This is a genomic window from Spirosoma spitsbergense DSM 19989 (assembly GCF_000374085.1).
In the GTDB taxonomy this organism is placed as follows: domain Bacteria; phylum Bacteroidota; class Bacteroidia; order Cytophagales; family Spirosomataceae; genus Spirosoma; species Spirosoma spitsbergense.
Genome location: NZ_KB893579.1, coordinates 20,461 through 45,679 on the forward strand (window position 1 = coordinate 20,461; position 25,219 = coordinate 45,679).

Below are 25,219 nucleotides of genomic sequence, written 5' to 3' on the forward strand. Positions count from 1 at the left end.
CATTTAGTTATTGGATTAACCTACTGACTGATCGATTTACTGATTTATCAACTGTTTGACTAATAAACCGTCTGACTCACTAACTGTCTGACTGATTGATAAACTGTATTATGACTTCCCACGAAATACGTCGGCACTTTCTCGAATTTTTCCAATCCAAACAACACCTGATTGTGGGGTCGGCCCCACTCGTTGCCAAGAATGACCCCACCCTGATGTTCAACAACTCAGGCATGGCGCAGTTCAAGGATTTTTTCCTCGGCAACGGCACTCCCCCGGCCAAACGGGTGGCCGATACCCAAAAGTGCCTGCGCGTATCGGGAAAGCATAACGACCTGGAAGATGTAGGCTTCGATACCTATCACCATACCATGTTCGAGATGCTCGGTAACTGGTCGTTTGGGGATTACTTCAAAAAAGAAGCCATCGAATGGGCGTGGGAACTGCTTACGGACGTATATGGCCTGCCCAAAGACCGGCTCTACGTGTCGGTTTTCGAAGGCGATAAGAAAGACAATGTACCCTTCGACCAGGAAGCGTTCGACCTCTGGAAACCCATCGTGGGCGAAGAGCGGATCATCTACGGCAACAAGAAAGATAATTTCTGGGAGATGGGCGAGACCGGTCCCTGCGGTCCCTGCTCCGAGATTCACGTCGATTTACGGTCGCCGGAAGAAGTCGCCGAAAAATCGGGTAAGGAACTGGTCAACGCTGACCATCCGCAGGTGGTCGAAATCTGGAATCTGGTATTCATGCAGTTTAACCGCAAGGCCGATGGCTCACTGGACCCGCTACCCGCCCGCCACGTCGATACGGGTATGGGTTTCGAGCGGTTGTGCATGGCCATTCAACAGAAGCGCTCGAACTACGATACCGACGTATTTACCGGAACGATTCGTGTTATCGAAGAGATTTCAGGCCTTACCTACGAAGCAGGAACCAGCAAGCAGGACGTAGCCATGCGCGTTATTGCCGACCACATTCGGGCGGTGTCGTTCGCCATTGCCGATGGGCTGGTGCCCAGCAACGCCAAAGCCGGGTACGTTATCCGGCGGATTCTGCGCCGGGCCATCCGCTACGGGTACTCATACCTGAACCTGACCGAGCCGTTCATGACCAAACTAGTGCCCACGCTGGCCCTGCAGTTTGCCGATGTGTTCCCCGAACTGAACGCCCAGCGCGATTTTGTGGCTACCGTCATCCGCGAAGAAGAAATCGCGTTCCTGCGGACGCTTGGTACCGGTCTGGGCCGTCTGGATCAGATTATTACTGATATGGGCAAAGACGGGAAGATAGAGATTCCCGGTGAAACGGTTTTTGAACTCAATGATACCTTCGGCTTCCCGGCTGACCTGACCGCGCTGATTGCCCGCGAAAAGGGGCTAAGTATCGACGAAGCCGGCTTCCAGAAGGCGTTGCAGGAGCAGAAGGCCCGGTCGCGGAAAGATGCTACCTCGTCGGCAGGCGACTGGATTGAACTGGCTGAACTGGATGATAAAGTCGAATTCGTTGGGTACGACCAGCCCGAAACGGAAGCGCATGTGGTGAAATACCGTAAAATCCAGAATAAACAGGGGACTCAAATACAGGTCGTGCTCGATAAAACGCCGTTCTACGCCGAATCGGGCGGGCAGATCGGCGATACGGGCACGCTGCGTCTGTTCGTTGGGCCAGAAGAGATTGGTTCGCTTACGGTGCTGGATACGAAGAAAGAAAATGACTTGGTCATTCATATCGTGGAGGCCGTGACGGGTATTGACGAGCTGCTGACCGAAGTTGATTCGGTCTATGCCGCCATCAACGTCCAGCGTCGCGACCTGGTCGCCAGCAACCACTCGGCTACGCACCTGTTGCATTCTGCTTTGCGCGAGGTGGTGGGTACGCACGTAGCCCAGAAGGGTTCGTACGTTGGTCCCGATGCCCTGCGGTTCGATTTCTCGCACTTCAGCAAGGTGACAGACGAGCAACTAACCGAAGTAGAGCGCATTGTAAACGAGAAAATCCGGGAGAATATCAAGCTGGATGAGAAACGCAACGTGCCCATCGAACAGGCTAAAGCACTGGGCGCTACGGCCCTGTTTGGTGAGAAATACGGCGATTTTGTTCGCGTCATCACCTTCGATCCCGGCTACTCGGTGGAGCTTTGCGGGGGCACGCACGTACCGGCTACGGGCCACATTGGTCTGTTCAAACTCACCAGCGAAGGGTCTGTTTCGACGGGTATCCGGCGAGTGGAGGCCAAAACCTCGGCGGGTGCCGAAGCCCTTATCAATGAGCAGATGGCGGTGGTTTCGGAATTGAAAGAGCTACTGAAAGCCCCTAAAGACATCATAAAAGCGGTGCAGTCGTTGCTCGATGAGCGGACTGCGTTGCAGAAACAGATTGAAGCCCTGCAAAATGAAAAGGTCCAGCAGTTGAAAAACCAGTTGCTGGAGAAAATAGAAGCTGTGAATGGCCACAGCAGACTGGTAGAGCGGGTAGACGTTCCCAACGCCGACGCGCTGAAGCAACTGGCCTACGACCTGAAGGCCAAAGTGGATAACCTCGCGCTGGTGCTGGGTGCCGACATCAACGGCAAACCGCAACTGGCGGTGATGCTGCCCGATTCGCTCATTCAGGACAAGAAAATGAACGCCGGTCAGGTCGTGAAAGAACTCGCCAGAAACATCAAAGGGGGCGGGGGCGGACAGCCTTTCTTTGCCACGGCGGGCGGGACTGACTCATCCGGGCTGGATGCCGCTCTGGCGCAGGGTAAAGAGTTGCTGGGGTAACCCATTATTTGATGATTTTTCAACCCTATAAGGTCTTTGAGACCTTGTAGGGTTTTTATATAACCGTAACAAAGTCCATGAAAAAACTCGTGTTATTGCTGGCGTTGGTTAGTCAGGCTGTTGTCGGCCAGTCACTCTCTGCCGCTGAAAAAAGTGTTCTGACTACCGTAACAGCGCAAATGCCGCAAACCGAATCCTTTCTGGAAAAGGTTGTCAATATAAACAGCGGCACGCTCAACAAGGAGGGCGTACGGCAGGTAGGCGATATGATGGGGGATGAGTTGAAAAAACTTGGCTTCACCATCGAGTGGGTTACCCTGCCCGACTCGCTCAACCGGGCGGGGCATCTGGTAGCCACCCGGCGGGGTAACAAGGGTAAAAAACTGTTCCTGATTGGCCACCTGGATACGGTGTTCGAGAAGAGTTTGCCGATGGAGCCATTCACCCGCTTGAACGACTCGACCGCTTCGGGGCAGGGCGTAAACGACATGAAAGGGGGCGACGTACTGGTTATTGCCGCCCTTAAAGCACTGCATACCCAAAAACTGCTGGACGATACCAGTATCACCGTTTATTTTACCGGCGACGAAGAGAGTTCGGGCGGAATCGAAAGCCGCCTGGATTTCATCGAGCGGGCCAAACAGTCCGATGCGGCTCTGGCCTTTGAAACGGCGCAGGGCCTCAAGAGTGTTACAACGGGTCGGCGGGGGTCGAGTAGCTGGACACTAACCGTAAAAGCCCGCTCCGGTCACTCGTCGCGCATCTTCAGCGACCTCGGCTATGGGGCCATCTATGAAGCAGCCCGCGTGCTCACCGAGTTTCGGCGGACGCTGGGGCAGGAGCAGTACCTCACCTTCAATCCGGGCCTTATTGTGGGGGGCTCCGAGGTGCATTACGACCCCCAAACGGCCAAAGCCGATGCCATCGGCAAAACCAATATCGTGGCCGGATCAACACTGGTCAAGGGCGATTTACGTTTCCTCGGCGAAGCCCAGAAAGAAAAAGCCCGCGTCCGGATGCAGGAGATTGTGGAAAAAAGCCTGCCCCTCACTGGCTCGAAAATCACGTTCGCCGATGGTATTCCGTCCATGGAGCCGTCAGCGGCTAATGACAAACTTCGTGCGGTTGTTGACAACGTCAGTCGGGACATGGGCTTCGGCCCGGTTACGGCGGGTGACCCCGGCTCGCGTGGTGCGGGCGACGTATCGTTCGTGGCGGCTTACGTACCCTGTCTGGATGGGCTGGGCGCGTCGGGCAAGGGGGCGCACAGCATCGAAGAAACCATGAATATGGCCGAATTTCCGAAACTGATTCAGCGCACGGCCATTCTGCTCTACCGGCTAACGCGCTAGCCGACACGGGTAGTTTATCTTGCTATGAATCAACCTATTGGTGTATTTGACTCTGGCTACGGTGGCCTGACCGTGTTGCGGGAGATTGTTCATACACTCCCTCAATACGATTACCTATACCTCGGCGATAATGCCCGTACGCCCTACGGAACCCGCTCCTTCGATACGGTGTACCAGTACACCCTCGAATGTGTTCGTCATCTGTTCGACCGAGGCTGTCGGCTGGTGATACTGGCCTGCAATACGGCATCGGCCAAAGCCCTGCGCAACATTCAGCAGCTGGATTTGCCGACCATGTATCCCGGACTGGATGGTCCGGACCGGCGGGTGTTGGGCGTGATTCGACCCACAACGGAAGTGATTGGTACCTACTCGAAAACTGGCCAGGTCGGGATTCTGGCTACGCGGGGAACCGTAACCTCGGAGTCGTATCGGGTAGAGATTGAGAAATTCTTTCCGGGGTTACAGGTGTTTCAGGAAGCCTGCCCGATGTGGGTACCGCTGGTCGAAAATGGCGAGTATGCCAGTGCCGGAGCCGATTATTTTGTGCAGCAACATATTGACCGGCTGGTAGCCCAATCGCCGGACATTGATACCATCCTGCTGGCCTGTACGCACTACCCGTTACTGCTGGATAAAATCCGGCAGTATGTACCCGGACTGGATGGTCCTGACAATACTACGATTCTGACGCAGGGTAGCATTGTGGCCTATAGCCTGGCCGACTACCTGATCCGCCACCCCGAACTGGAACAGCAAATCAGTCAGCATGGTCGGCGTACCTTCCTGACCACGGACTCAACGGAGGATTTCGACCGGCAGGCCACAGTTTTCTATGGCGAGTCCGTTCGTTCGGAGCATCTGGCTTTGTAGTCAGACCTTTCCATAAGCAGGCGGCTTATTGATTTGACGCAAATAACCGCCGGATTGCGACCACCCCCAACCCCCTCCTAAAACAGGAGGGGACTTGAAAAAGGGGACCCTTCAGCGTAGCCCCCTCCTGTTTTAGGAGGGGGTTGGGGGTGGTCAGCATGGGCGAAAAAGCGATTGTTGGTTCGGCGGTTAATTAATTCAAATCAATAATTCGCCCGCTTACGGAACGAACGCACGTAATGGACGGAATTGCCCCAATTTTTTACCCAAGCACTAGTCCGGCATTAGCCAGTTGTTGCCGTGTTGTTGCATAGTCGAGATGATGGATGCACTGCATGCCCAGCGTACCGGCTACTTCCGTAAACATCAGCCGGTCGTCGATGTAAAGCACCTGTGCGGGGTCGAGTTGGGCGATGTCGAGGGCAAGCTGAAAAATATCGGTGTCGGGTTTGCGAAAATGAGCGTAGCAGGACGATACGAAGGCATCGATGAAGGTACCCAGCCCAAAGTGTCTGATCCGGTACTCGTTTATTTCCCGCCCTTCGTTATTCACCGCCATCAGCTTCAGGTTATGCTGTGCTTTGAGTTGGCAAACCAGATCGATCATATCGGTAAAAGGCTCCGACTGGTCCATGATAAATTGCGTGAATTCGGCCCGGGTGTAGGCACGGGGCTGGTAAAAAACGATGCGGCTCAGGTACTCGTCCAGACTTAGTTTGCCCGATTCGTAGGTGTCAAAGGTCAGGTGGTGCCGCTCGTTGAGTTGTTCATAATCCAAATCAAATTTCTGAGCGGCCCGTCGGCGGGCGTTGCGGTCCCAGCCGTTGGTGAGTAACACGCCCCCGATGTCTAAAAAGAGCGCGCGAATGGGTTGTTGCGTTGTCATACTGCAAGTAAACAGTTTCGGCTGAGATGGGCGCATGAATTTTTCGTGTCGTAGCAAAAGTTGCCCGTGCGTTGCAAATGGCGGCTTACGGTCGTTAGTTTACAGGCCAAACGTTTTTTACAGCAGAGATAGTCATGAATCGTCGTCGTTTTGTTCAGCAGTCAGCCGGTATGGGAGTCGGTGTTTTAGTGGGTGGGTTGAGGCAGGTGCAGGCTGGTGAACCCACGTTCCCGGTGGTGCGGGAAGCGCCCGCCAAACGCAATTTCACCAGTGAAGCCGTGGAGCAGGCCATCGGGCGGATGCGAAAAACGATTCGCGACCCTGAACTGGCCTGGCTCTTTGAAAACTGCTTTCCCAACACCATTGACACAACCGTTACCTATTCGGTCATTGACGGGAAGCCGGATTCATTCGTTATCACCGGCGATATCGACGCCATGTGGCTCCGCGACAGCACGGCGCAGGTGTGGCCCTATTTATCGCTCATCAAAACTGATGCTACCCTTCAAAAGCTGGTGGCCGGGCTGATTCGTCGGCAAACGCAGTGCATCCGGCGCGATCCCTATGCCAACGCTTTTTACGCCGATCCTAAGCAGGAGGGCGAGTGGAAAAAAGACCGGACCGATATGAAGCCCGGTCTGCACGAGCGCAAATGGGAACTCGATTCGTTGTGTTACCCTATCCGGCTGGCGCATGGCTACTGGAAGCGCACCGGCGATACAAGTCCGTTTGACGAGAACTGGGCAAAAACCATGCAACTGGCGGTGCAGACCATGCGGGTGCAACAACGCAAAAACGACCGTGGCCCCTACAAATTTGGCCGCGATACCTTCTGGTCGACGGACACTGTGCCGGGTGATGGATACGGTAACCTGACGCGGCCAGTTGGAATGATTCACAGCATTTTTCGCCCATCGGACGATGCCACGATTTTCCCCTTCTACGTACCGTCCAACTGGTTTGCGGTAGTATCGCTACGGCAACTGGCCGATATGACCGATAGCATCCGGCGGGGCGAGTCCACGCCCGATGCTATGTTTAGTAAGGAGTGCCGGGCACTGGCCGACGAGGTAGAAGCCGCTCTGAAAAAATACGCGGTATACGACCACCCGAAATACGGCAAGATGTATGCGCTGGAGGTGGACGGGTACGGCAATCGCCTGTTGCAGGACGATGCCAACGTGCCCAATCTGCTTTCGCTCCCGTACCTGGGGGCTGTTTCAACCACCGACCCGATTTATAAAAACACGCGCCGGTTTGTGCTGAGTGAAGATAACCCGTATTTCTTCCGGGGCAAAGCGGGCGAAGGCATTGGCAGTCCGCACACGCTGATTAACAACATCTGGCCCATCGGCGTAACAATGCGGGCACTTACCTCCACCGACCCCGCCGAAATAAAACAGCAGTTACAGATGCTGAAGCGGACCCACGCGGGCACTGGCTTCATGCACGAATCCTTCGACAAAGATGACCCGACGAAATTTACCCGGAAATGGTTTGCCTGGGCCAACACGCTATTCGGCGAGATGGTGCTGAAAGTAGCGGCCGAACATCCCGACATCCTGAGTCAGGTGCTTTAATAAAGTAAATCGCCCCGGCTAGTGCATAGCCGGGGCGATTTACTTTATTCAGTAACCATTAACCCGTATTCTACTTTGCGTGCCAAATCAGGGTTTGTTGGCCGTACTATCGGCCATTTGCTGCTGTACCGCTTTCAGACTGTCGGCTCTTTGTTTTTCTTCGGCTTTTGCCTTCTTTTTGAAGAATCCCCGCAGCAGGAAGTTGTTCTGGGCCGCTTTTAAATCTTCATTTAGTAATACAGTGCTGGTATTCAGGTTTTTAAGCGTAGACTTAAGGCTCTGGGCTGTTTCCTTATCGGTGAGCAGCACGCCCAGTGGGCTGTTCGTGTTGTTCAGTTTTTCGGATGCCCTGTTCACGTTTTCGGCTGTCCGGCTCAGGGTGTTGATACTCTGGTCGGCCGAGGTCATGGCGGATTCAAACCGGGTGGCCGACCGCTTCAAGCTCCGAAACACGGTCGTGTCGGTCACCAGCTGATTCGCCAGACTACCGGGCGTGTTAAGTCTGGACGCAAATTTCGATACCGAACCCGTCAGGTTAACCGTATTATCGGAGGCCCTTTCCAGGTTTCTCATGGCCCGCTTGAAATTATCGGCTACGACAGAATCGGTCAGTACTGCCCCCACGGTGCCCTTCCCTTTACGGAGATTACCCACCAGTTCTTTAAAGTCTTTGGTGACCCGCAGCAGGTTATTGTTGTTTTCCTGAAGGGTTTCCAGAATCTGGTCCGAACTAAGGGCCGCTACCGTTTTCAGCCGGTCGCCGTCTTCTACTTCGGGATGGCTGGTTGTTCCGCCCGTAATAACCACGATCTTGTTGCCAATCAAGCCATCGCTGCTGATGGTGGCATTGGCATCTTTGCGGATAAACTGTTGCGAACTCTGCTCGATGTTCATGTCTACTTCCACCTGCGCGGCACCATAAAAACTGATGCGCTTGACGGTGCCGATCTTGACTCCCGAAAACCAGACGTTGTTCCCTGCCTTGAGGCCGCCTACGTCGCTAAAAACCGCTATTATCTTGATACTCTTGGTAAAGCGTTTCTGCTGCCCCCCCAGCACAAATATGCCGGCAACAAAAATGATAATACCTAACAGCACGAAAACACCGACCGTGACATTACGCTTAGTTGAATCTGTACTCATATGCTAGTTTGTGGTTTGTCGTTTGTAGTTTGATGTTTTCATTTATCGTCCCGTCAGACCTGCCAACGGAGGGACAACAAACACTAAACCACAAACGACAAACTAGTTCAGTTAATAAAATTGTAATTATAAAACTGCCTCACCCGTTCATCGGGGTCGGCGAATACTTCATCAAAAGGCCCTATACGTTCAAATTTGCCGTCCAGCAGCATGGCTACCCGGTCGCCGGTGGTTTTGGCACAAGTCAGGTCATGGGTAATGATAATGGAGGTTGCGTTGATGCGCTCCCGTACTTCGTTGATCAGGTTATTGATTTCAATGCTCGTAATGGGGTCAAGCCCGGAGGTTGGCTCATCGTACAGCATAATTTCGGGATTCAGAATCAGGGTGCGGGCAATACCTATACGTTTACGCTGCCCACCGGATAGTTCCGACGGCATCTGATTGATGGTTTGCGACAGGCCCACATCATCCAGGGCTTTTTCAACGGCCTTATTGATGTCGGCCCGGCTCAAGTTCCGAATGTTTCGTACCAGCGGGAACTCCAGATTTTCCCGAATGCTCATGCTGTCATACAGTGCACTGCTTTGAAACGAGAAGCCTACCTTTTGTCGGAAAGCGTCCATTTCCTTGGCGGTGAGCCGCTCCACATCCTGACCCAGAACAATAACGCTGCCCGAATCGGGTTTGAGCAGGCCGACGACGATTTTTATCAGGACCGATTTTCCCGTTCCCGACCGACCCAGCACGGCTACGTTTTCGCCCTGCTTTACTTCCAGGTCGATACCCTGAAGCACGTGCAAATCACCAAACGATTTGCGCAGGTTACGAATGGAGATAACAGACTCCTCGCCGGTTTTACTGGTTTTACTCATAGCTGAATTCGTTCTGCTCACCGGAATGACTGTACAATCTGTAGCGATAACATCTCTTCAATGAATACTAAAAACATGGACGTTACCACTGCCGCGTTGGCTGCTTTCCCAACACCCTCTGTGCCTTTCGATGAGTTATATCCTTTATAACAGCCAACAATGCCGATGGTGAAACCAAACACAATGGATTTGAGCAACGATGCGAAAATATCGACGTACGAAATAGCGCCGAATACTTCCTGGATATAGGAAGTAAAACTCGTCTGCTCGTTCATGCTAACATTCAGAAAAGCCCCAATCAGGGCCACAAAGATGGTGTACATCGTCAGAATCGGAACCGTAATGGACGTGGCCAGTACCCGACTAACGACCAGAAATTTGAACGGATTAGTGCCCGACACTTCCATGGCGTCGATCTGCTCGGTTACATTCATGGATCCTATTTCGGCCCCAATACTCGACCCCACTTTCCCAGCCGCAATCAGGGCGGTTACCAGTGGCCCCAGTGCCCGCACAATGGCAATCGAAATCAGTGACGGAAGCCAGGAAGTAGCCCCGAATTCGGACAAAGAGGGCCTCGACTGGTTGGTGAATACCATACCCGTAATGAAGCCCGTCGTAGAAATCAGTAGCAACGACCGGAAACCCACTTCGTAACACTGCCGGATAATTTCCTTGAATTCGTACGGGGGGAGAAAAAGCTCCCGAAAGAAACGACTGATAAAAGCGAACACATCGGCCAGCGCCAGAAACATTCGCTCGAACCGACCAGGCGTGGCCCTGCCCGATGGTGAAGAAGTAGATTTAGTCGTGTCTGACGGCATTTAAAGACTAAAAAAAGGCGAACCGTCGGACAGGCCCGGCGGCTTTTGATTAATAACCAGATTAACGGGTTAGGGTTTATTTTACCGGCAAGTTACTAAACAGTCCCTGTCAATGTATTGGCGAAACGGTTAGAACCCAAGAAATAGTTGACCAGCGCCGTAAACCAATACCCTACCAATCGAATAACGGACAGCGTTACATCAACATAAAAAAACGACCTTTGTTCGACAAAGAGCCAGTAAGCCTTTACTTATGATTGACATTGGACGAATAAACACCTTAACGGCCCTGCGCCAGACCAGCGTCGGGTTTTTTCTTGGCGATTTGTCGGACCGGAAAAGCCAGGACTTTAACAACGATATCCTGCTGCCCAATAAATACGTTCCCGACACGCTTTCCGTTGATGACGACATTGACGTGTTTGTGTATACTGATTCCGAAGACCGACCCATTGCCACTACGCTGACCCCGGCTATTCATCGCAACGAGTTTGCCGCCCTGCAGGTGGTGGCGGTCAGCAGTGCCGGGGCTTTTCTGGACTGGGGGCTGGAAAAAGACCTGCTAGTGCCCCACCGCGAACAGGCCCGGCCCATGGAAACCGGCCAGTGGTACGTGGTGTTCATGTACCTCGATACGGTCACAAACCGGCTTGTGGCATCGAGCAAGCTGAGCCGTTTTCTGGACCCCGACGTGAGTTACCTGCAGGCGGGTGAAGAGGTGCAGCTACTGGCCTACGAAATCACCGATTTGGGCGTGAATGTCATTATCAATAACCGTCATAAAGGGCTGGTGTACGGTAACGAAATCTTCCGTACCGTTCGGCCCGGCGATCCACTTATTGGCTACGTCAAGCAAGTTCGGGATGACAAACTGGTGGATATTAGCCTGCAAAAAGTTGGTTTCGAGAACGTAGAACCGAACGCCCAGCGCATTCTGGCCACGCTCAGAGCCGAAAACGGTTTCCTGCCCCTGAACGACAACAGCCCCCCCGAAGCGATTTATGCATCGCTCGAAATGAGCAAGAAAACGTTCAAAAAGGCCATCGGTACCCTGTATCGAGAGCGGAAGATTCTGATTGAAGATACAGGTATCCGTCTGGTTTGATAAAGCCTTGTATGTGTTAATGAAATGTCCTCTTTGTCACGTCATGACAAAGAGGACATTTCAACGTATCAACCAGAATATCCTAATCCCATACCCGGCAGATGGACGTACGCTGTCTTTAGTCCGGAATCCGGCCACAGGAACGAGGCATAATCGTCCTGACGCGACATTACTTCCTTGTACACCAGCACCCGAAACAGGTAATAGCGGGTTTCGCGCGGGAGTTTCATGCTGTAGTAATCACTGTCTTTCCGGTGCCGAAGCTGGTTTTTTACGTAGCCCGAACCGGCGTTGTAAGCCGCAGCCACTAAAGACCAGGACCCAAACTGTTTGTACAAATCACGCAGGTGTTTGCAGGCGGCTTCGGTCGATTTCCGGGCATCGAAGCGTTCATCGTTCCGACCCCCTACTTTTAGACCAAGCCCGCGGGCGGTGCCCGGCATCAACTGCCAGTACCCGGCGGCACCCGCTCTGGATACGGCCCGGGGGCGCAGGTCACTCTCGGCCATCGGGATATAGCGGAAATCGTCGGGAATATTATACTTCTCCATGATCGGCTCGATAATCGGGAAGAATTTATCGGCCCGCGCCCGTAGTTTGCTCAGGTCGCCGGTACTACTCCGGAAAAGCGTGAAGACATGTTTCCAGCGGCTCACCACGTCGGTTTGCCCGAAGGGCAGACACTCACCACAAAAATTAACATCCAGCAGGGGCAATTCGGGCGAATTGGTGACTACCGGCTTGAGCAGACCCCGGTCGCCGGACCGGCTGTTGAACAGAGCGGTCGCATCGGACCGGGTTACTGCATGGGCGTTGGAAAATGAAGACTGGGGAACCGCGGATGACCCCACCGCAGGAGCAATTAGCTTGGCCGCAACCGTGACCGCCGGACGAACGATGGCCATCAGTAAGGGGAATTGAACTCGATTAAACAAATCTAATTTCAGGATGGTAATGTTGGTTAACGTACGTCGGGGACAGAATAGTTTACTGATGATGAAATGATTATCCTATTTTAACAGAGAGTTGGACAATGTGCCGATTGAGTTGTACGACCGGAAGAGCGTATCAATAAAATAGACAATGGAGAGTATGTCGTCCCGAAATCCGGTGCTTAACCGCGAATAAAAAACACCACATTCTCTAAAGAGTGTGGTGTCTTAAACTGGGAAAAACAGCGGACTGTTTTCCGCTCAAAGAAGCCAGTTCGTTAAACAACCTGAACCTTTACCTCGTAATAATCAATAGCTGGTGGACTGGCAAAAAATTGTTTACGCTCGTCATGACTCTCTGAAGGAACCCATTCGTTTCTGATGCCGTCCGCGCTTCGGCGGTTTCCCAGAGTATGACCAGCAGGCATTTGTTCATCTCTTCATTGAATAGTGCGCAACTGTTGGCAAAACCAGGCTGCTGCTTGAGTGCAGGTCCGACTGAATCACGAAAGTAATCGGTAGCCTAGCCGGGAATGAGGTGAACCTGAATAATATGTGCGTACATAACAGTTAATGGTTTGTGCGGGTACACCCCAGCCTTCGAGCGTAGAACACCCCTGGAAGTCGACCAGTATCTTCCGTTTGGTGGCTTCTTTGGCTAAGCGATTGTTTAGTCAGAAGCGTCCGTCAGGCAATTGATTTTATAAAAAAAAGAGCTGATTTTGCCAAACATTGACCAGCTAGAGCTGTTTACTATATGTACTCTATGAATTTAGATGCAATTTATTTAACGCTTAATTTAACTATTCTTAACTCAACTAGTATGACTACGTACACAAACGAAACTGTGGGCACTACAACAACCCGTTACAGTGACCAGATGATGACAGCCATGTTCAACGATCGTGACCGTGCTGAAGAAGCTTACGATATGTTACGCGGTCGGGGCTACTCTGACAAGGACGTGAATCTGCTGATGACAAACGAAACCCGCGATAGCCATTTTGCCGATCGCCATGATGATGACGACGATAACGATACGGATCTGGGCAACAAGGCTATGGAGAAGGCTGGGGTTGGCTCGGCAATAGGAGGCACTATTGGGGCGGTAGTAGCCGCTATTGCCACTATTGGTACAAACCTGATTTTGCCCGGTTTAGGCTTAGTTGTAGCGGGACCGCTGGCGGCTGCCTTTGCCGGTGCCGGTGCTGGTGGTTTAACCGGCGGCATCATTGGCGCCTTAGTTGGTTCAGGTATTCCGGAAGATCGGGCCAAAGAATATGAAACGGCCCTCAAGAATGGAGCTATCGTTATGGGTGTGTATCCCAGAAACCAGGACGATGCAAACTTCCTGCGGCAAAACGGATTTCACTAAATCCATATAGTCGATCAAAACAAAAAAGGGAACAGCTTCGCGAAGCTGTTCCCTTTTTTGTTTTGATCGTGATGCAAAACCAGCATCGGTTATTTGGTCGGGCGTGTTATCAGGATCCAGGCCAGTGCGGTCAGTGGCGTTAAGTTGATCGACATCGACCTCTGGTATCCCTGATTACCTCCTCCTACACACCTGTTTTTCTGCTTACGATGATCTCGTCAACAATACACGCTGTTTTGGACGTAACCGGAACTCCGGTAGGTTCCCTATCGCTCAGAAAAACAGCCCTCCTTGATGTACTGGGTTTTTGGGTCAGGCTGGTCATAACACCAAACTGTTCGTTACCGAATCTATCATCCGAATGGCCTGCCTTTGCATCCCGGTTGGAAAACTGCCCCTTCTGAGTTGAGATGGCAATCGCATTATGGTCGAAACCGTGACTGAAGAACTGGTCAACAGCCTGTTGCAATTCTGAATGATTATCCAAAAGATCCCCTGGTGTCAACGCCCCGATTTACTGAACTGGAGAGTTGACACCAGGGGACTTTTACAGCTCTGTTACTATAATGTCGATACGCCGGTTCTTCCGTCGACCGGCTGCTGTTTCATTGGTGGCAATGGGTTCGGTTTCTCCCTGATGCCGCGTTGTAATGCGACTCGCGTCAACACCGCTGTTTACCAGAGCCGTTTTTACGGCTTCTGCCCGCGCTTCGGAAAGAGGTTGATTAATGGAGGAAGGCCCCTGACTGTCGGTATGCCCCACAACGCGGATTTTCATCCTGGGATAGGCGTTCATAATCTCGACAAGGTTGTTTATTTCCTCACGGGACGACTCGTCAAGGCGGTCGGTATTGAGCGGGAAAGTCAGGTCATCGAAGAAGAAAACCCGGTTCGGTTCGCTGCCTTCCGTTGCCAGATACTGCGCCAGTTCGTAGTTGAATGAACTATCGGCCAGTAACAGTTTGCGTCCACCCGGCACATCAACGGCGACCCGCACCTTGGGTAGTGTATCGTTTCTTTCGGCAGTGTAGGGTACGACGGCAACGGAATCGACAACCACCGGCACAACGGCTGTAGTGCTCGTATCGCTGCTGCAGCTTTTGGTCAGAAACCAGAACAGAGCTATCAGGCCTAAGGCCAGCAACAGCCAGGGCAACCAGGCTGCACCGCCTTTGTCATCGTTGGCGAGCACGGCTGCGGGTACTTCCCGAACAGTAACTAAACCAATAAACCAACCCAGCGGCCCGGCCATAGCTGCCGGCACGGCCAGACGGGTGTCGTTTACTTCGCCACGGAGCAGGATTGCCAACTGCGCTTCGGTCAGGTTAGCAGCGGCTACCTGTCGGTACAGATAACCCATCAGTACCGACGCAACCAGGCCCGTCAGGGTAATGGCTGAACCTAAGCTAACACCGCTGTATTGAGCGGTCACTTCTGAAACCTCATGAACGCGATTTCCGTACAGCTGTTTCAGCAGGTCGTTTCCCGATTCGGCGGCTTTTTGCCGGTGGCTGTTTGTTTCAACCAGTTCCTCAATGGACGGGTCAGTACCAAAAGGTGTGCTTTTGAACAGGTTATACAGCGAGGAAACACCTTCATCGGTCTGGGCTTTATTCAGGATGCCAGCCGTTATGGTTGGTAACAGTCCGTCGAGGGCTTTTTGGGTGGCTACCGTTGTTTCGTTCAGGGTACCCGCCAGACCATTGGCAGCGGAAGGCGTAAAAACGGATTGTATATGATTTAGGAGCGTATTTGTCATAACGAACAGATTGAGTACTAGTAAAAAAACTGTCCTCTGTCCGGTATGTTTAAAGAAATTATAAAAATAATCAAATTAATGTGGGTGGCTGTAGAGCAGGGTGAAGGTAAAATCAACTTCCTTGCGGGGGTAAATAAATGGGGAATGTATGCTGTACATACGCCTGAATTCACCGTTTATGCCCCTTCCTCATCTATTGCTGCTTTACATTTACGTACAACGTATCGGTATTGATGCCCGTAAACAGGCCAAGGCCATTGGTGAGTGTGGTGGGCGGAGTGCTGATGTTTTGGGTAGAGGTGCTGTTCTGTTTGTACAGGGCCGCATAATCGGGATTGAGGTGAAATAATACCACCCGGTGCCGCCCGAAGTACTGAAAACTCTGCGCCTGAATGGTCGTGAAATCACTCTGCACCGGCTGACTACGAAAGCGACGATTGGCAGCCTGCGTATTGCTGCCGTTTGGACGGGTGATAATCTCTACCGGATTAGCTTCGATGTTATCGACAACCACAAAGTAGTAATCACCGATGGGGTTGAGCCAGGTTAGCCGAACGGGTGTAGCCGCCTGTGCCCCCGCTCCGGCAAAACCACCCACGCCCCCTCCAAGGGTAATGGCCGTTCGGTACACCACGGTTTGATCCGCCGAAAAACTAACGGGGTGGGTGGGTATAACCGTACTACCCGATACGTGCCTGCCCGAATAGTCGAAATCCAGTTGGTAGGTTGGCCCGGTTCTTACTACCAGATCGGGGCTTGCCACGTAGGTTCCGTTGCCCATTGCCCGTAGGGTATAGGCTTTGCCCGCCGTACTGATGGATAGCGTTAGCCCGTTGATAGGCTCACCCTGCCCGGTGGTATCGGCCACGAAAGGAATTTGCTTCGTTACCTGCACCGAAATGGGCTGACCGGGAGTCAGGTACGCCTGCACCACGGGCTGCACATCGGGTGACAGGGTATCCTGAACGTCGGGCGTACAGGCACTGATTGCTGCGAGCGAAAAAATAAACAGAAAAAAAGGAGAACTATGTAGCATGATCGTGAAAAGGAGGGAAGCCTACCGAAGCCGGAACGACAGCGTCAGGTTGGGAGTGATACCAAGATATGTAATGTCCGAAACGACCAGTTGACTGGTTTGCCCGTCGCTGACCGAGGTGAATTTTTTGTACCAGACGTTCTCCCGGTTGTAAAGATTGAAGCACGAAAGGCCGATGCTGCCGTACTTGTGGGTATAGGTGACCGATGCATCCAGGCGGTTATAAGCCGGAAACCGATTGGCATTTTTGGCCGATGGATTCGTAAACGTCCGACTCGATCCGTCCAGCAGCGTAACCGAATACTCGCCCACAATGGAGGTGTAAGGCCGACCGGATGCATAAATGAAGGTCAGGGCGAAGTCGAACCGTTTCCAGTGGTAGTTGTTGATCGACTTGAATTCGTGCCGAACGTCCTGATTGGCGTAGTAGGGTTTGTCGGAGTAGGCGGCTATGTTGTTGAGCGTCACCGCGTAGGTATAGCCCACCCAGCCGGTATAATCACCCAGTTTTTTCTGCACCAGAAAATCAATGCCCCGCACGGTGCCGGTGCCGGTATAGAACGTTTCGGTGGGGAGCAGACCCCGGCCAATCTGCGAGGCAAAGCGCAGGGTATATTCCGTAACGCCAGTCAGGTTTTTGGCGTAGGCTTCTACATCGAACAGGTATCCAGCTGTTTCGTAACTCGCTCCCCCAAGAAAATGCACCGCCGACCCCACGGGCAGGTAATCGTTGTTGGCCAGCAGCCAGAAATTGCGGTTGCCCTGCGAAATATCTTCCCGCGTCACCTGCTTGGCAAACTGGTAATACTGCCCGATGGCCCCTTTCAACCTGAACCGATCCGTAACCTGGTACGTCGCCGACAGGCGGGGTTCGGAGTAGAGTTTCCCCGTCACGTTGTAATACGTGGCCCGCAGACCGGGTTTCAGGGTCAGCCGGTTGTCCAGCAGCCGAATCTGGTCCTGTACATAGGCGGCTGCAAAGGTGCCCCGGTCGTGTTTCTGAAGCAGGGTAACCGTATCGTTCGAGCTGTAGGTGTAGTCAATGGTGTTCTGCGTTACCTGAACGCCCACCCCGAAAAAATGATGCTCGGAGGCTTTGAATTCAAGGTCACTTTTGGCGGTAAGATCGGTTAGGTTATTCTGCTCGAACGTACCAAATTTAACCGTCTGATTCGCACTCGTGGCGGCCCGCCGGATAGAGGTAGTATTCGACAAATCGCGTTCACTGAAGTAGTTGGAGTAGCTGGCTAAGGTATTGATATACAACCGATCACTCCACCGGCGGGACCATTTCAGGCTGCTGCCCGTATTTCCCCAGTTCGATAAATCGGTGTTGCTCAGGCTGTTGTTGGTGGTGCCGGTGGCCGCTGCGGCCTGCCCCTGCCGACCAAAAGCAGGCAGGGTAATCGACTGCGAATTATCCAGATGATCCTGTCCATTATAGACACTGAGCGTCACCTGGTCGCGTTCGGTAGGTCGAAACGTGACCCGGCCGTTAAGGTCGTAGAAATAGGACGCTACCTGCTGACTGGTCTGCAACTGATTGCCGTTTCGCCGAACGCGGGCAGGTACCTGCTGCGTGGTGGTGGCAGTTTGAAACTGATCGAACAATTTCTGGTATAACGGTCCCTTAAACGACCGTCGACCGGCTACCATAAACGTCACTTTATTGCCAATAGGGCCTTCAGTAAACGCGTTGACGCTCAGAAAACTGGCATCACCCCCGACATTGAATCGGTTGCGGTTCCCTTCTTTACCGGTCAGTTCGACCACGCCCGACAAACGACCTCCGTATTTGGCGTCGAAACCGCCCTTGTAGAGCTGCACACTTTTCAGAGCGTTGTAATTGAAGGCACTAAAAAAGCCGTAGAGGTGGTCGACGTTATAAACTGTAAAGCCATCGTACAGCACCAGCGTCTGGTCGGGGGTACCACCCCGCACGTACAAACCCGACGACGATTCGTTGGCTGCGCTCACGCCGGGCATCAGTTGCAGGGCGCGAAACACGTCGCGCTCGCCAATGTTGGGCAATCTGGTCAGGTTGCGGGGTGTCAGTTGAATCAGGCCTACTTCGTCGGTCGGTATTTTCATGACCTCGGCTTTCTGAGCGGCCACTGTCACCGCCGTCAGGTCAACGACTGAGGGTTCCAGTTCGATCCTGAGGTTACGCACCGACTCGTCGGGGTGCAGCTGTAACCGGAGGTCGTGGTAGCCTAAATAACTAATCACCAGGGTGGACGTATCCGTTGGTACCCGGAGCAGGGTAAAATACCCGTCCACGTTTGTATGGATTAGTTTTCGGGTGGTGGCCAGCCGGACGTAGGCGTAGGGCAGGCTTTCGCCCGTTTTGGTGTCGAATATGCGTCCGCTTACGGTGAAATCGAACCGGCCGGGCCTGATGTTCTGCGTCCGCATGGGTGGTAATTCCTGAGCCAGCCCGGACGTAGAAAATGCAAGCAGTAAGTAGAAAAAGACAGTAAAGGGTAGGTTCATAATGACTTACGGCAGGTAAATGAATGGGGAGGGGTACCTCTGAGAGAGGAATACGCCAATACTACGCAATGCGTTGCTAATCATTCTTAAAATGCTGTTAAAGTCTGCTGGCTTTCACCACCGGATAAAAGACGGCTCCCTGCTGCTTAAACCCTCTTTCCTTTTGGGTTTTACATCTGGTATTCAGTGGAGCGATTATGACCGACAACTTTGTTACGGCTTCTGCAAAAAATGGTTGCTTTCAGGATGGTATAGACTATGTGCTGACAGGTTTGACGGCGATGGATGGAGACTGGCTACAAGGCACGGCTGGCTGGGGGAGTGCATCAGGCCTTGTCGTTCAGAAAAATAGCCGGTCATAACACGTATGAAACCGGCTGTTGTGTAGGCCATAGCCCGGGCGGGGTATGAATTTCTATTCCTGAACCTATTTTAACGTGAATACGGAGTTAGTTAAAACCGAATCGCTTTTTGGTCATTTCGACCGGGACGCGGAATGATAGAAGAAATCGCATGGAAAAAGCCGTGCCCTTGTTGAAAGAGCACGGCTTCTCAATGATGTATTCTGAATCGACTACGGCTGAACCGATGCTTCGCCCTGCCAATCGGCATGGAAAACGCCTTCCTGCCCAATCCGTTCGAAGGTGTGGGCACCGAAGTAATCCCGTTGCGCCTGAATCAGGTTCGACGGCATACTGGCACTCCGGAACGCGTCGAAATAACTCAGGCAGGTAGCGTAAGTCGGTACGGCAATGCCAGCCGCTATAGCCGTAGTCACCACGGCCCGAACGCCGGGTTGGGTTTCCTTAATAGTTTCCTGTACGGCCGGAGCGAGCAGCAGGTGCTTAAGTTCAGGGTTCTTCTCCCAGGCACTGAGCATCGTTTCCAAAAAGGCCGACCGGATAATACAGCCTCCGCGCCAGATGCGGGAAATATCGGCCAGGTTCAGGTTGTACGCAAACTGCGTCGATGCCGATGCCAGCAGGTGCATGCCCTGCGCATAGGTCGTAATCATGGAAAAGAAAAAGGCCTGTTCCAACTGCGCCAGAAAAGCGGCCTTATCAACCGATAGACCCGCCTGTTCATCGGCATACAGCGAAGCGGCTTCAACACGCATGGCTTTGTACTTGGATAAGTCACGCATAGAAACGGCACTGTCGATGGCCGGAATGGGCGTTACCAGGTCCATGGCCACCTGCGATGTCCATTTGCCGGTACCTTTCGATTTGGCTTCGTCTTTGATACCGTCCAGCAACAGGGTTGAAGAACCCGGCTCTTTGTAAGCAAAAATATCGGTGGTTACCTCCAGCAGAAACGACTGTAAGCGCCCTTCATTCCAGCTCTTGAAAACGGCATGCATCGCTTCGTTATCCATCTTCAGCCCTTTCCGCATGACTTCGTAGGTTTCGGCGAGTAACTGCATGATGGCGTATTCAATGCCGTTATGGACCATCTTTACGAAGTGCCCGGCGGCACCCGGTCCAATGTACGTTACGCAGGGGTCACCGTTTACGTGGGCGGCTACGGCAGTTAAAATCGGCTCAACAAACTGGTAGGCATCTTCATCGCCACCAGGCATCATGCTGGGGCCTTTCCGTGCTCCTTCTTCGCCCCCCGAAATACCCATCCCGAAGAAATGAAACCCTTTGTCGGCCATTTCCTTATCGCGCCGGGTCGTATCGGTAAAATGCGAGTTGCCCCCATCAATAACAATATCCTCTTTGTCGAGCAGCGGTGTCAATTCCGCAATAACGCTGTCAACGATGGGACCGGCAGGCACCAGCATCATAATCGAACGGGGATGCTGCAGGCTATTGACAAAGGATTTTATATCCGTAAAGCCTTTCACTACATTGTCGGCTCCTTCCTTTTCCAGCAGGACCGATTTTTCAGGGTCTTTATCGTAACCAGCCACGGCAAATCCATGGTCGGCCATATTGAGCAGGAGATTGCGGCCCATCGTTCCCAGGCCAATCATGCCAAACGTAAACTGGTCGGCGGATGAGTTGGTATTCATCATAGGAGAAGAGTAAGTTAAAGCGTCTGTGTAAGGTAAGCATATCCCTGTCGGCAAAGGCTGATCAGGGGCGCGGGGCCAATTTACGGAAAATCGGGCGGAAGGCAGGAAACAGTGCCATTAACTTACTATAAACGGATTAACCGGTCCTTAGTATAGCATTTCTCCGCCCGATTAAAACCGACACCATGCCTACTTTACGTACGTTGTCTTTGGTAGTCAGGAGTTGTCATCTGGCATCGATCGTACGCTGATAACGATCGAAAACTTACCAGTAAATGACAAGTCATGACAATACCTGACAACAAGTAACTACCTACTTAATACCGGACTGGCTTCGGCCTCCTGCTTGTACTGCCGTGCATCGGCGGGCAGGAGCAAGCGCTGTTTCAGTAGTTCGTCTGTTGCTTTCGTAACGGCCCGAACGTATCCATCGTGGGTGCGGTAGCGCTCCTCCAGCGATAAACGGGGATCGTTTACCTGTAGCCGTTCGGCTTTTGTGTTTTTGAACGGGATGGATTGCCCGGCCCCTTCACACCCGTCATTCTCGCCAAAGCCCGCCCGCCGTAAGGCCCAGCCCGTAGTCGTTGCCACCGGAACGGCTACCGAAGGCAACCGGATACCGGCCACTTCATTGCCATCCTGATCGACTTTGGAAACGAAATTAACGTAAACCGGCCTCCCGGTTATGGTGGGCGGGAAGGTAGTCAGCATGCCCTGGCTGGTCGACGGGCCAAAGTCAAGCTGGTAGCGGGTGGTGATAAGCCCGGTATAGGTAACGTCGGGAATGGCAGGCCAGCCCAGTGCCTCTCTGGGCACGATGCCCGTGGGTGAGCCGGGCTGGTGTGAAGCCAGAACGGCGTTGCCGTCTGCCCGGCGGGGTACTGCACTCGGTGGGGGAGGAGTACCTTTCGTAACCCAATCGTCCAGGGCTACGAAAAGTGCCCGTAGTAGCGGTTCGGCATTGGTCGGGTTCTGGAACTGCTGGCAGGTCCCGCGCGAGGTGGCATTCCCCGTGCCGTGCTGAGCACCCGAAACGAGGTAGAACCGTACAGTAGCGGGGTCGGGGAGGTCGTTGCCCTGCGTATCGGTGTGAAGTAGCGATGCGGCTTTCACCCAGTATTCATTGGCGGAGTTAATTTCGAACACTTTCGCACAGGTATTCGTGGCCGAACAGGCCGCCAGCCGACCAGCGGTTTTACCCGTAAGCGGGTCGGTCAGGACGGGGTAGGCGAAGGGGAAACCGGCTTCCGGGTATAACTGATTTTGCCGGTTGCGCTCCGTACGGGCGGGTTGGGCAAACCGAACGTTCAGCCCAATACCGTTACCGCCACCCAGCCAGTTTTCGATGCCATCGAGTACGCGTCTGCCTTTTTCATCAGCGTTGAATCCCAGCGTCTGGAAATCGTTCAGGTATCGGGCGGGTTGCGATAGGGCAAAAGAGAACGTAAACTGAATGTCACTCGCCAGTGGGTTCGGATTTCCGGCGTCGTCGGCGGTGGCATACCGCAGGAACGAAACGAAATCACGCGTAGCGGCCAGTCCAATGCCCGCCACCATTGGGTCGCGGGCGGTGTAGCTGAATTCGTAAATGGCACTTTGCCGAAATGGGGTACCGATGGGCAGCAGACGAATCGTGTGGTCATCGGCGTATTCCCAGCCATCTGCCGGAATGACCGTGGGAGCATCGGCAAGGTGGTCGCGTACGGTGAGCGTCGCTGTTGCTTTGTTCAGCGCAGCGGTCGGGTAGGCGAGGGGATGAGTCAGCGTGGTGGTGTTATCATACACAATGTACTCGTAGGACGGGCCAGTAATGGATGAACCGTCCGGATTTTTGACCAGTGGTACGCTAATGGTCAGGTTATTATTGACCGGCGCGGCCGACGGGTCCCAGCCGTTCCAGACCAGCGTGTAGCCCCGATTCATCAGAAAGCCGTCTCCGGCATGGGCTTCTGTCGTTGGGTCGTTACCCCCGCTGCTTTTATTCAGTCCACCGACCAGTTTACTACCCCGGTTGTTCACTTCCAGAAATAGTTTGTGATTGCCTTTTGTGAGGTCGATGGGTTTGAGGATATAAATATCCATGGCGTATTCCACCATACCCTTCGCGTTGCGGGGAGCCAGTTGAATATCGGTGATGAGCGCATTTTGTGGACTATTGGGGTCCAGTTCGCCATACGCTCTGCCGCGCAGTTTTTCGTACGCGCCCACCATTCCGAACGACTTCCCTCCGAACGTTGGCGACTCCCGGCTGGTGATTTCGATACGAATGATACGCGCCCACGCCAGACAGCCCGACAAAACGAACAGGGTAACCAGCAGGATGCAGCGAAGGAATGTGAGGGTAGGCATTGGGTGATTTATTTTCGTAAGAAACCATTCCCTCGGCTGACCTACTCAATACAGCCGCAATAGGTATGAATTAACGCGCGCCCCAATGCTGTTAGCCCGTACCCGGATGCACTGCCGGGCGGCCTAACGGCCTTTAGCCGAAGGTGTAGTGGCTGGCGTAGGCCAAACCAAGACCAACGCTGGAGAGTTTGTTTTCGTCGGCGATGGCCGCTTTCGGGAACAGGCTTCGGAAAGCGGCCTGAATCGCCTGCACCTCGGTGGAGCCCCCCGTCAGAATAACCAGTTCGATGGCTTCCCGACTAATTCCCGCATCCTGAAGGCACTGCTTCGCTGACGCAACGATGGCAGTGACATCCTCCCGGATTGCTTCGTCGAAGAGGGTTCGCTGAATCGGGATGGAAAAATCGGGTTCAATAAAGTCGAATCCGGCGTAGTGTATCGTCTGTGCCGAGAGGGCAATTTTAGCGTTTTCGGCAACCGCCAGCAGCGTGTGCCCGGTTTCGTCTTCGAGCACCCTCAACAGGCGGGCGTACCGCTTTTTGTCGTGCGACTCATGGAGCAGTTGCCGGATCTGCATGATGAGTTTGGGGGTGTACAGAAAGTTAACCTTACTCCACTCTGCCAGATCGTGGTATGGTTTCAGGGGTACTTCCAGATTCTTGGGGCCGTAGGTGCTCCGGTAACCCAGTTCGGGCAGGATGGTGGCCAGACTCAGCGCCTTGTCGAAATCGTTGCCACCTATCCGAATACCCGTATTGGCCAGAATATCCGACGAGCGGTCTGGTTTATGCCTCGATTCAGCCGAGAGCCGGATCACCGTAAAATCAGATGTACCCCCACCCAGATCGGCTACCAGCGCCAGCTTCTCTCCGCGCAGCCGGGCTTCGTGCGCGAAGGCCGCTGCAATGGGTTCAAACTGAAACTCGATGTGTTTAAACCCGAGTCGCTGGGCAATGGCGTGCAGTTCTGCCTGCGCCCGGGTGTCGGCCCCGGGGTCATTATCGACGAAGTGGACGGGCCGCCCCATCACCACGTGTTCGATCTCCTGCCCGGCTACCAGGTCGGCCTTTGTTTTGAGGTGCTTCAGAAAGTCGGTGATGATGGTCGAAAAGCCCATCGATGCCCCGTTTACGAGCGTTCCCTGCTTCATTAGGGGTGTGCCGAGCACCCGTTTCAAACTCCGCATGAACCGACCCGGCTGCCGGTTAAAGAACATCGCGACGGCCGTTCGGCCATAAAATGCCTTGTTATCGACACGTTGGAAAAAAAGGGCACTTGGTATCGTCACCTGCGCTCCCTCTACCGGAACCAGGCTGATAGCTTCGTTTCTGGCCAGGGCAATACTTGAATTGGACGTGCCGAAGTCAATTCCGCAGGAAAAGGTTGTCATGCTCACTGGTGTCTTCATGTATCGGTCCTGAATCCGGTCTTTGCTGTGTCAGGAGACTACGAGCAACCAGAGCAGGGTCGGTCAGATTTTGAGAGAAAAAGGGCGTAAATGTACGCCGAAAGCAATGATATGTCGGCCTGCGGAGCCGATTACCCGCCATTTTCCGTAAGCGGGCGAATTATTGATTTGAATTAATTAACCGCCGAGTTCCTTTTGAGGGCATGGGCATAGATACCCTTGGGATTGAACAGACCACAGTAGGAAAGCAATTCATCAGAACCGCCCTCCAAACCAGTCAACAGGCTGCCTAAACGGGACTTGAGCAAATCGGCACAAGCCGACCAGCGATGATTATGAATGACCTCTTTCTTGAGAAACTTCCACAACCGCTCAATCGGATTGAGCCAGGAGGCATAGGTCGGTAAAGGCAATAACTGAATGGGCAAGTTCAGTGAG

Annotated in this window: 20 protein-coding genes; 7 read left to right on the plus strand and 13 right to left on the minus strand. The window is 53.2% G+C overall.

Annotation, left to right across the window (positions count from 1 at the left end; genetic code table 11):
- Window positions 1-110: 110 nt before the first annotated feature.
- The 3 genes from alaS (at window position 111) to murI (ending at window position 4,996) form a co-directional block, all read left to right on the plus strand.
- Window positions 111-2,771, plus strand: coding sequence for an alanine--tRNA ligase (gene alaS / locus B157_RS0125870; RefSeq protein WP_020606219.1), 2,661 nt, complete (start codon window positions 111-113; stop codon window positions 2,769-2,771).
- Between the two features lie 77 nt (window positions 2,772-2,848).
- A complete protein-coding gene (locus B157_RS0125875; protein WP_020606220.1) occupies window positions 2,849-4,123 on the plus strand; it encodes a M20/M25/M40 family metallo-hydrolase in 1,275 nt (424 codons plus the stop codon).
- Window positions 4,124-4,147: 24 nt separating this feature from the next.
- Window positions 4,148-4,996 (plus strand): glutamate racemase, encoded by an 849-nt coding sequence (murI, locus tag B157_RS0125880; protein ID WP_020606221.1) that lies wholly within the window; start codon window positions 4,148-4,150, stop codon window positions 4,994-4,996.
- Between the two features lie 262 nt (window positions 4,997-5,258).
- Here murI and B157_RS0125885 read toward each other — a convergent pair whose 3' ends face one another.
- Entirely contained in the window at window positions 5,259-5,882 is a 624-nt protein-coding gene (locus B157_RS0125885; protein WP_020606222.1) for an HAD family hydrolase, read from the minus strand.
- 134 nt (window positions 5,883-6,016) lie between these two features.
- On the opposite strand from B157_RS0125885, the gene B157_RS0125890 reads away from it, so the two are divergent.
- Window positions 6,017-7,462 (plus strand): glycoside hydrolase family 125 protein, encoded by a 1,446-nt coding sequence (locus tag B157_RS0125890; RefSeq protein WP_020606223.1) that lies wholly within the window; start codon window positions 6,017-6,019, stop codon window positions 7,460-7,462.
- An 87-nt stretch (window positions 7,463-7,549) separates the two neighbouring features.
- Here B157_RS0125890 and B157_RS0125895 read toward each other — a convergent pair whose 3' ends face one another.
- The 3 genes from B157_RS0125895 to B157_RS0125905 form a co-directional block, all read right to left on the minus strand.
- Entirely contained in the window at window positions 7,550-8,605 is a 1,056-nt protein-coding gene (locus B157_RS0125895) for an MlaD family protein (protein WP_020606224.1), read from the minus strand.
- A gap of 107 nt (window positions 8,606-8,712) precedes the next feature.
- Window positions 8,713-9,480, minus strand: coding sequence for an ABC transporter ATP-binding protein (locus B157_RS0125900; protein ID WP_020606225.1), 768 nt, complete (start codon window positions 9,478-9,480; stop codon window positions 8,713-8,715).
- 17 nt (window positions 9,481-9,497) lie between these two features.
- Window positions 9,498-10,235 (minus strand): MlaE family ABC transporter permease, encoded by a 738-nt coding sequence (locus B157_RS0125905; RefSeq protein WP_020606226.1) that lies wholly within the window; start codon window positions 10,233-10,235, stop codon window positions 9,498-9,500.
- A gap of 322 nt (window positions 10,236-10,557) precedes the next feature.
- Here B157_RS0125905 and B157_RS0125910 point away from each other — a divergent pair, with 322 nt between their 5' ends.
- The gene (locus B157_RS0125910; RefSeq protein WP_020606227.1) at window positions 10,558-11,409 is read left to right on the plus strand and encodes a CvfB family protein; all 852 of its coding nucleotides are present in this window, start codon (window positions 10,558-10,560) and stop codon (window positions 11,407-11,409) included.
- 68 nt (window positions 11,410-11,477) lie between these two features.
- On the opposite strand, the gene B157_RS0125915 is transcribed toward B157_RS0125910, so the two are convergent.
- Complete coding sequence (locus tag B157_RS0125915) at window positions 11,478-12,314, minus strand: lytic transglycosylase domain-containing protein (RefSeq protein WP_020606228.1); 837 nt, start codon at window positions 12,312-12,314, stop codon at window positions 11,478-11,480.
- An 850-nt stretch (window positions 12,315-13,164) separates the two neighbouring features.
- On the opposite strand from B157_RS0125915, the gene B157_RS0125920 reads away from it, so the two are divergent.
- Window positions 13,165-13,716 (plus strand): hypothetical protein, encoded by a 552-nt coding sequence (locus tag B157_RS0125920; RefSeq protein ID WP_020606229.1) that lies wholly within the window; start codon window positions 13,165-13,167, stop codon window positions 13,714-13,716.
- A 184-nt stretch (window positions 13,717-13,900) separates the two neighbouring features.
- Here B157_RS0125920 and B157_RS0125925 read toward each other — a convergent pair whose 3' ends face one another.
- From B157_RS0125925 to B157_RS0125940, 4 genes are all read right to left on the minus strand, one after another.
- Window positions 13,901-14,203 carry a hypothetical protein gene (locus tag B157_RS0125925; protein ID WP_157618594.1) on the minus strand — a complete coding sequence of 101 codons (303 nt, stop codon included), beginning with the start codon at window positions 14,201-14,203 and terminating at the stop codon, window positions 13,901-13,903.
- 60 nt (window positions 14,204-14,263) lie between these two features.
- The gene (locus tag B157_RS36990) at window positions 14,264-15,475 is read right to left on the minus strand and encodes an OmpA family protein (protein ID WP_020606231.1); all 1,212 of its coding nucleotides are present in this window, start codon (window positions 15,473-15,475) and stop codon (window positions 14,264-14,266) included.
- 193 nt (window positions 15,476-15,668) lie between these two features.
- Window positions 15,669-16,511 carry a DUF4249 domain-containing protein gene (locus tag B157_RS0125935; RefSeq protein ID WP_020606232.1) on the minus strand — a complete coding sequence of 281 codons (843 nt, stop codon included), beginning with the start codon at window positions 16,509-16,511 and terminating at the stop codon, window positions 15,669-15,671.
- Window positions 16,512-16,532: 21 nt separating this feature from the next.
- Window positions 16,533-19,004: a TonB-dependent receptor gene (locus B157_RS0125940; RefSeq protein ID WP_020606233.1), complete on the minus strand. Its 2,472-nt coding sequence runs from the start codon at window positions 19,002-19,004 to the stop codon at window positions 16,533-16,535.
- Between the two features lie 197 nt (window positions 19,005-19,201).
- On the opposite strand from B157_RS0125940, the gene B157_RS38550 reads away from it, so the two are divergent.
- Entirely contained in the window at window positions 19,202-19,366 is a 165-nt protein-coding gene (locus B157_RS38550) for a hypothetical protein (protein WP_020606234.1), read from the plus strand.
- Window positions 19,367-19,578: 212 nt separating this feature from the next.
- Here the strand turns inward: B157_RS38550 and gndA are convergent, their stop codons facing one another.
- The 4 genes from gndA to B157_RS36030 form a co-directional block, all read right to left on the minus strand.
- On the minus strand, window positions 19,579-21,024 hold the full coding sequence (gene gndA, locus B157_RS0125950) for an NADP-dependent phosphogluconate dehydrogenase (protein WP_020606235.1): 1,446 nt from the start codon (window positions 21,022-21,024) through the stop codon (window positions 19,579-19,581).
- A 309-nt stretch (window positions 21,025-21,333) separates the two neighbouring features.
- The gene (locus B157_RS0125955; RefSeq protein ID WP_020606236.1) at window positions 21,334-23,373 is read right to left on the minus strand and encodes an alpha/beta hydrolase domain-containing protein; all 2,040 of its coding nucleotides are present in this window, start codon (window positions 23,371-23,373) and stop codon (window positions 21,334-21,336) included.
- Between the two features lie 133 nt (window positions 23,374-23,506).
- Window positions 23,507-24,763: an Hsp70 family protein gene (locus B157_RS0125960; protein ID WP_020606237.1), complete on the minus strand. Its 1,257-nt coding sequence runs from the start codon at window positions 24,761-24,763 to the stop codon at window positions 23,507-23,509.
- A 191-nt stretch (window positions 24,764-24,954) separates the two neighbouring features.
- The coding region (locus tag B157_RS36030; protein ID WP_041952281.1) for a transposase at window positions 24,955-25,219 on the minus strand (265 nt) is incomplete at its 5' end.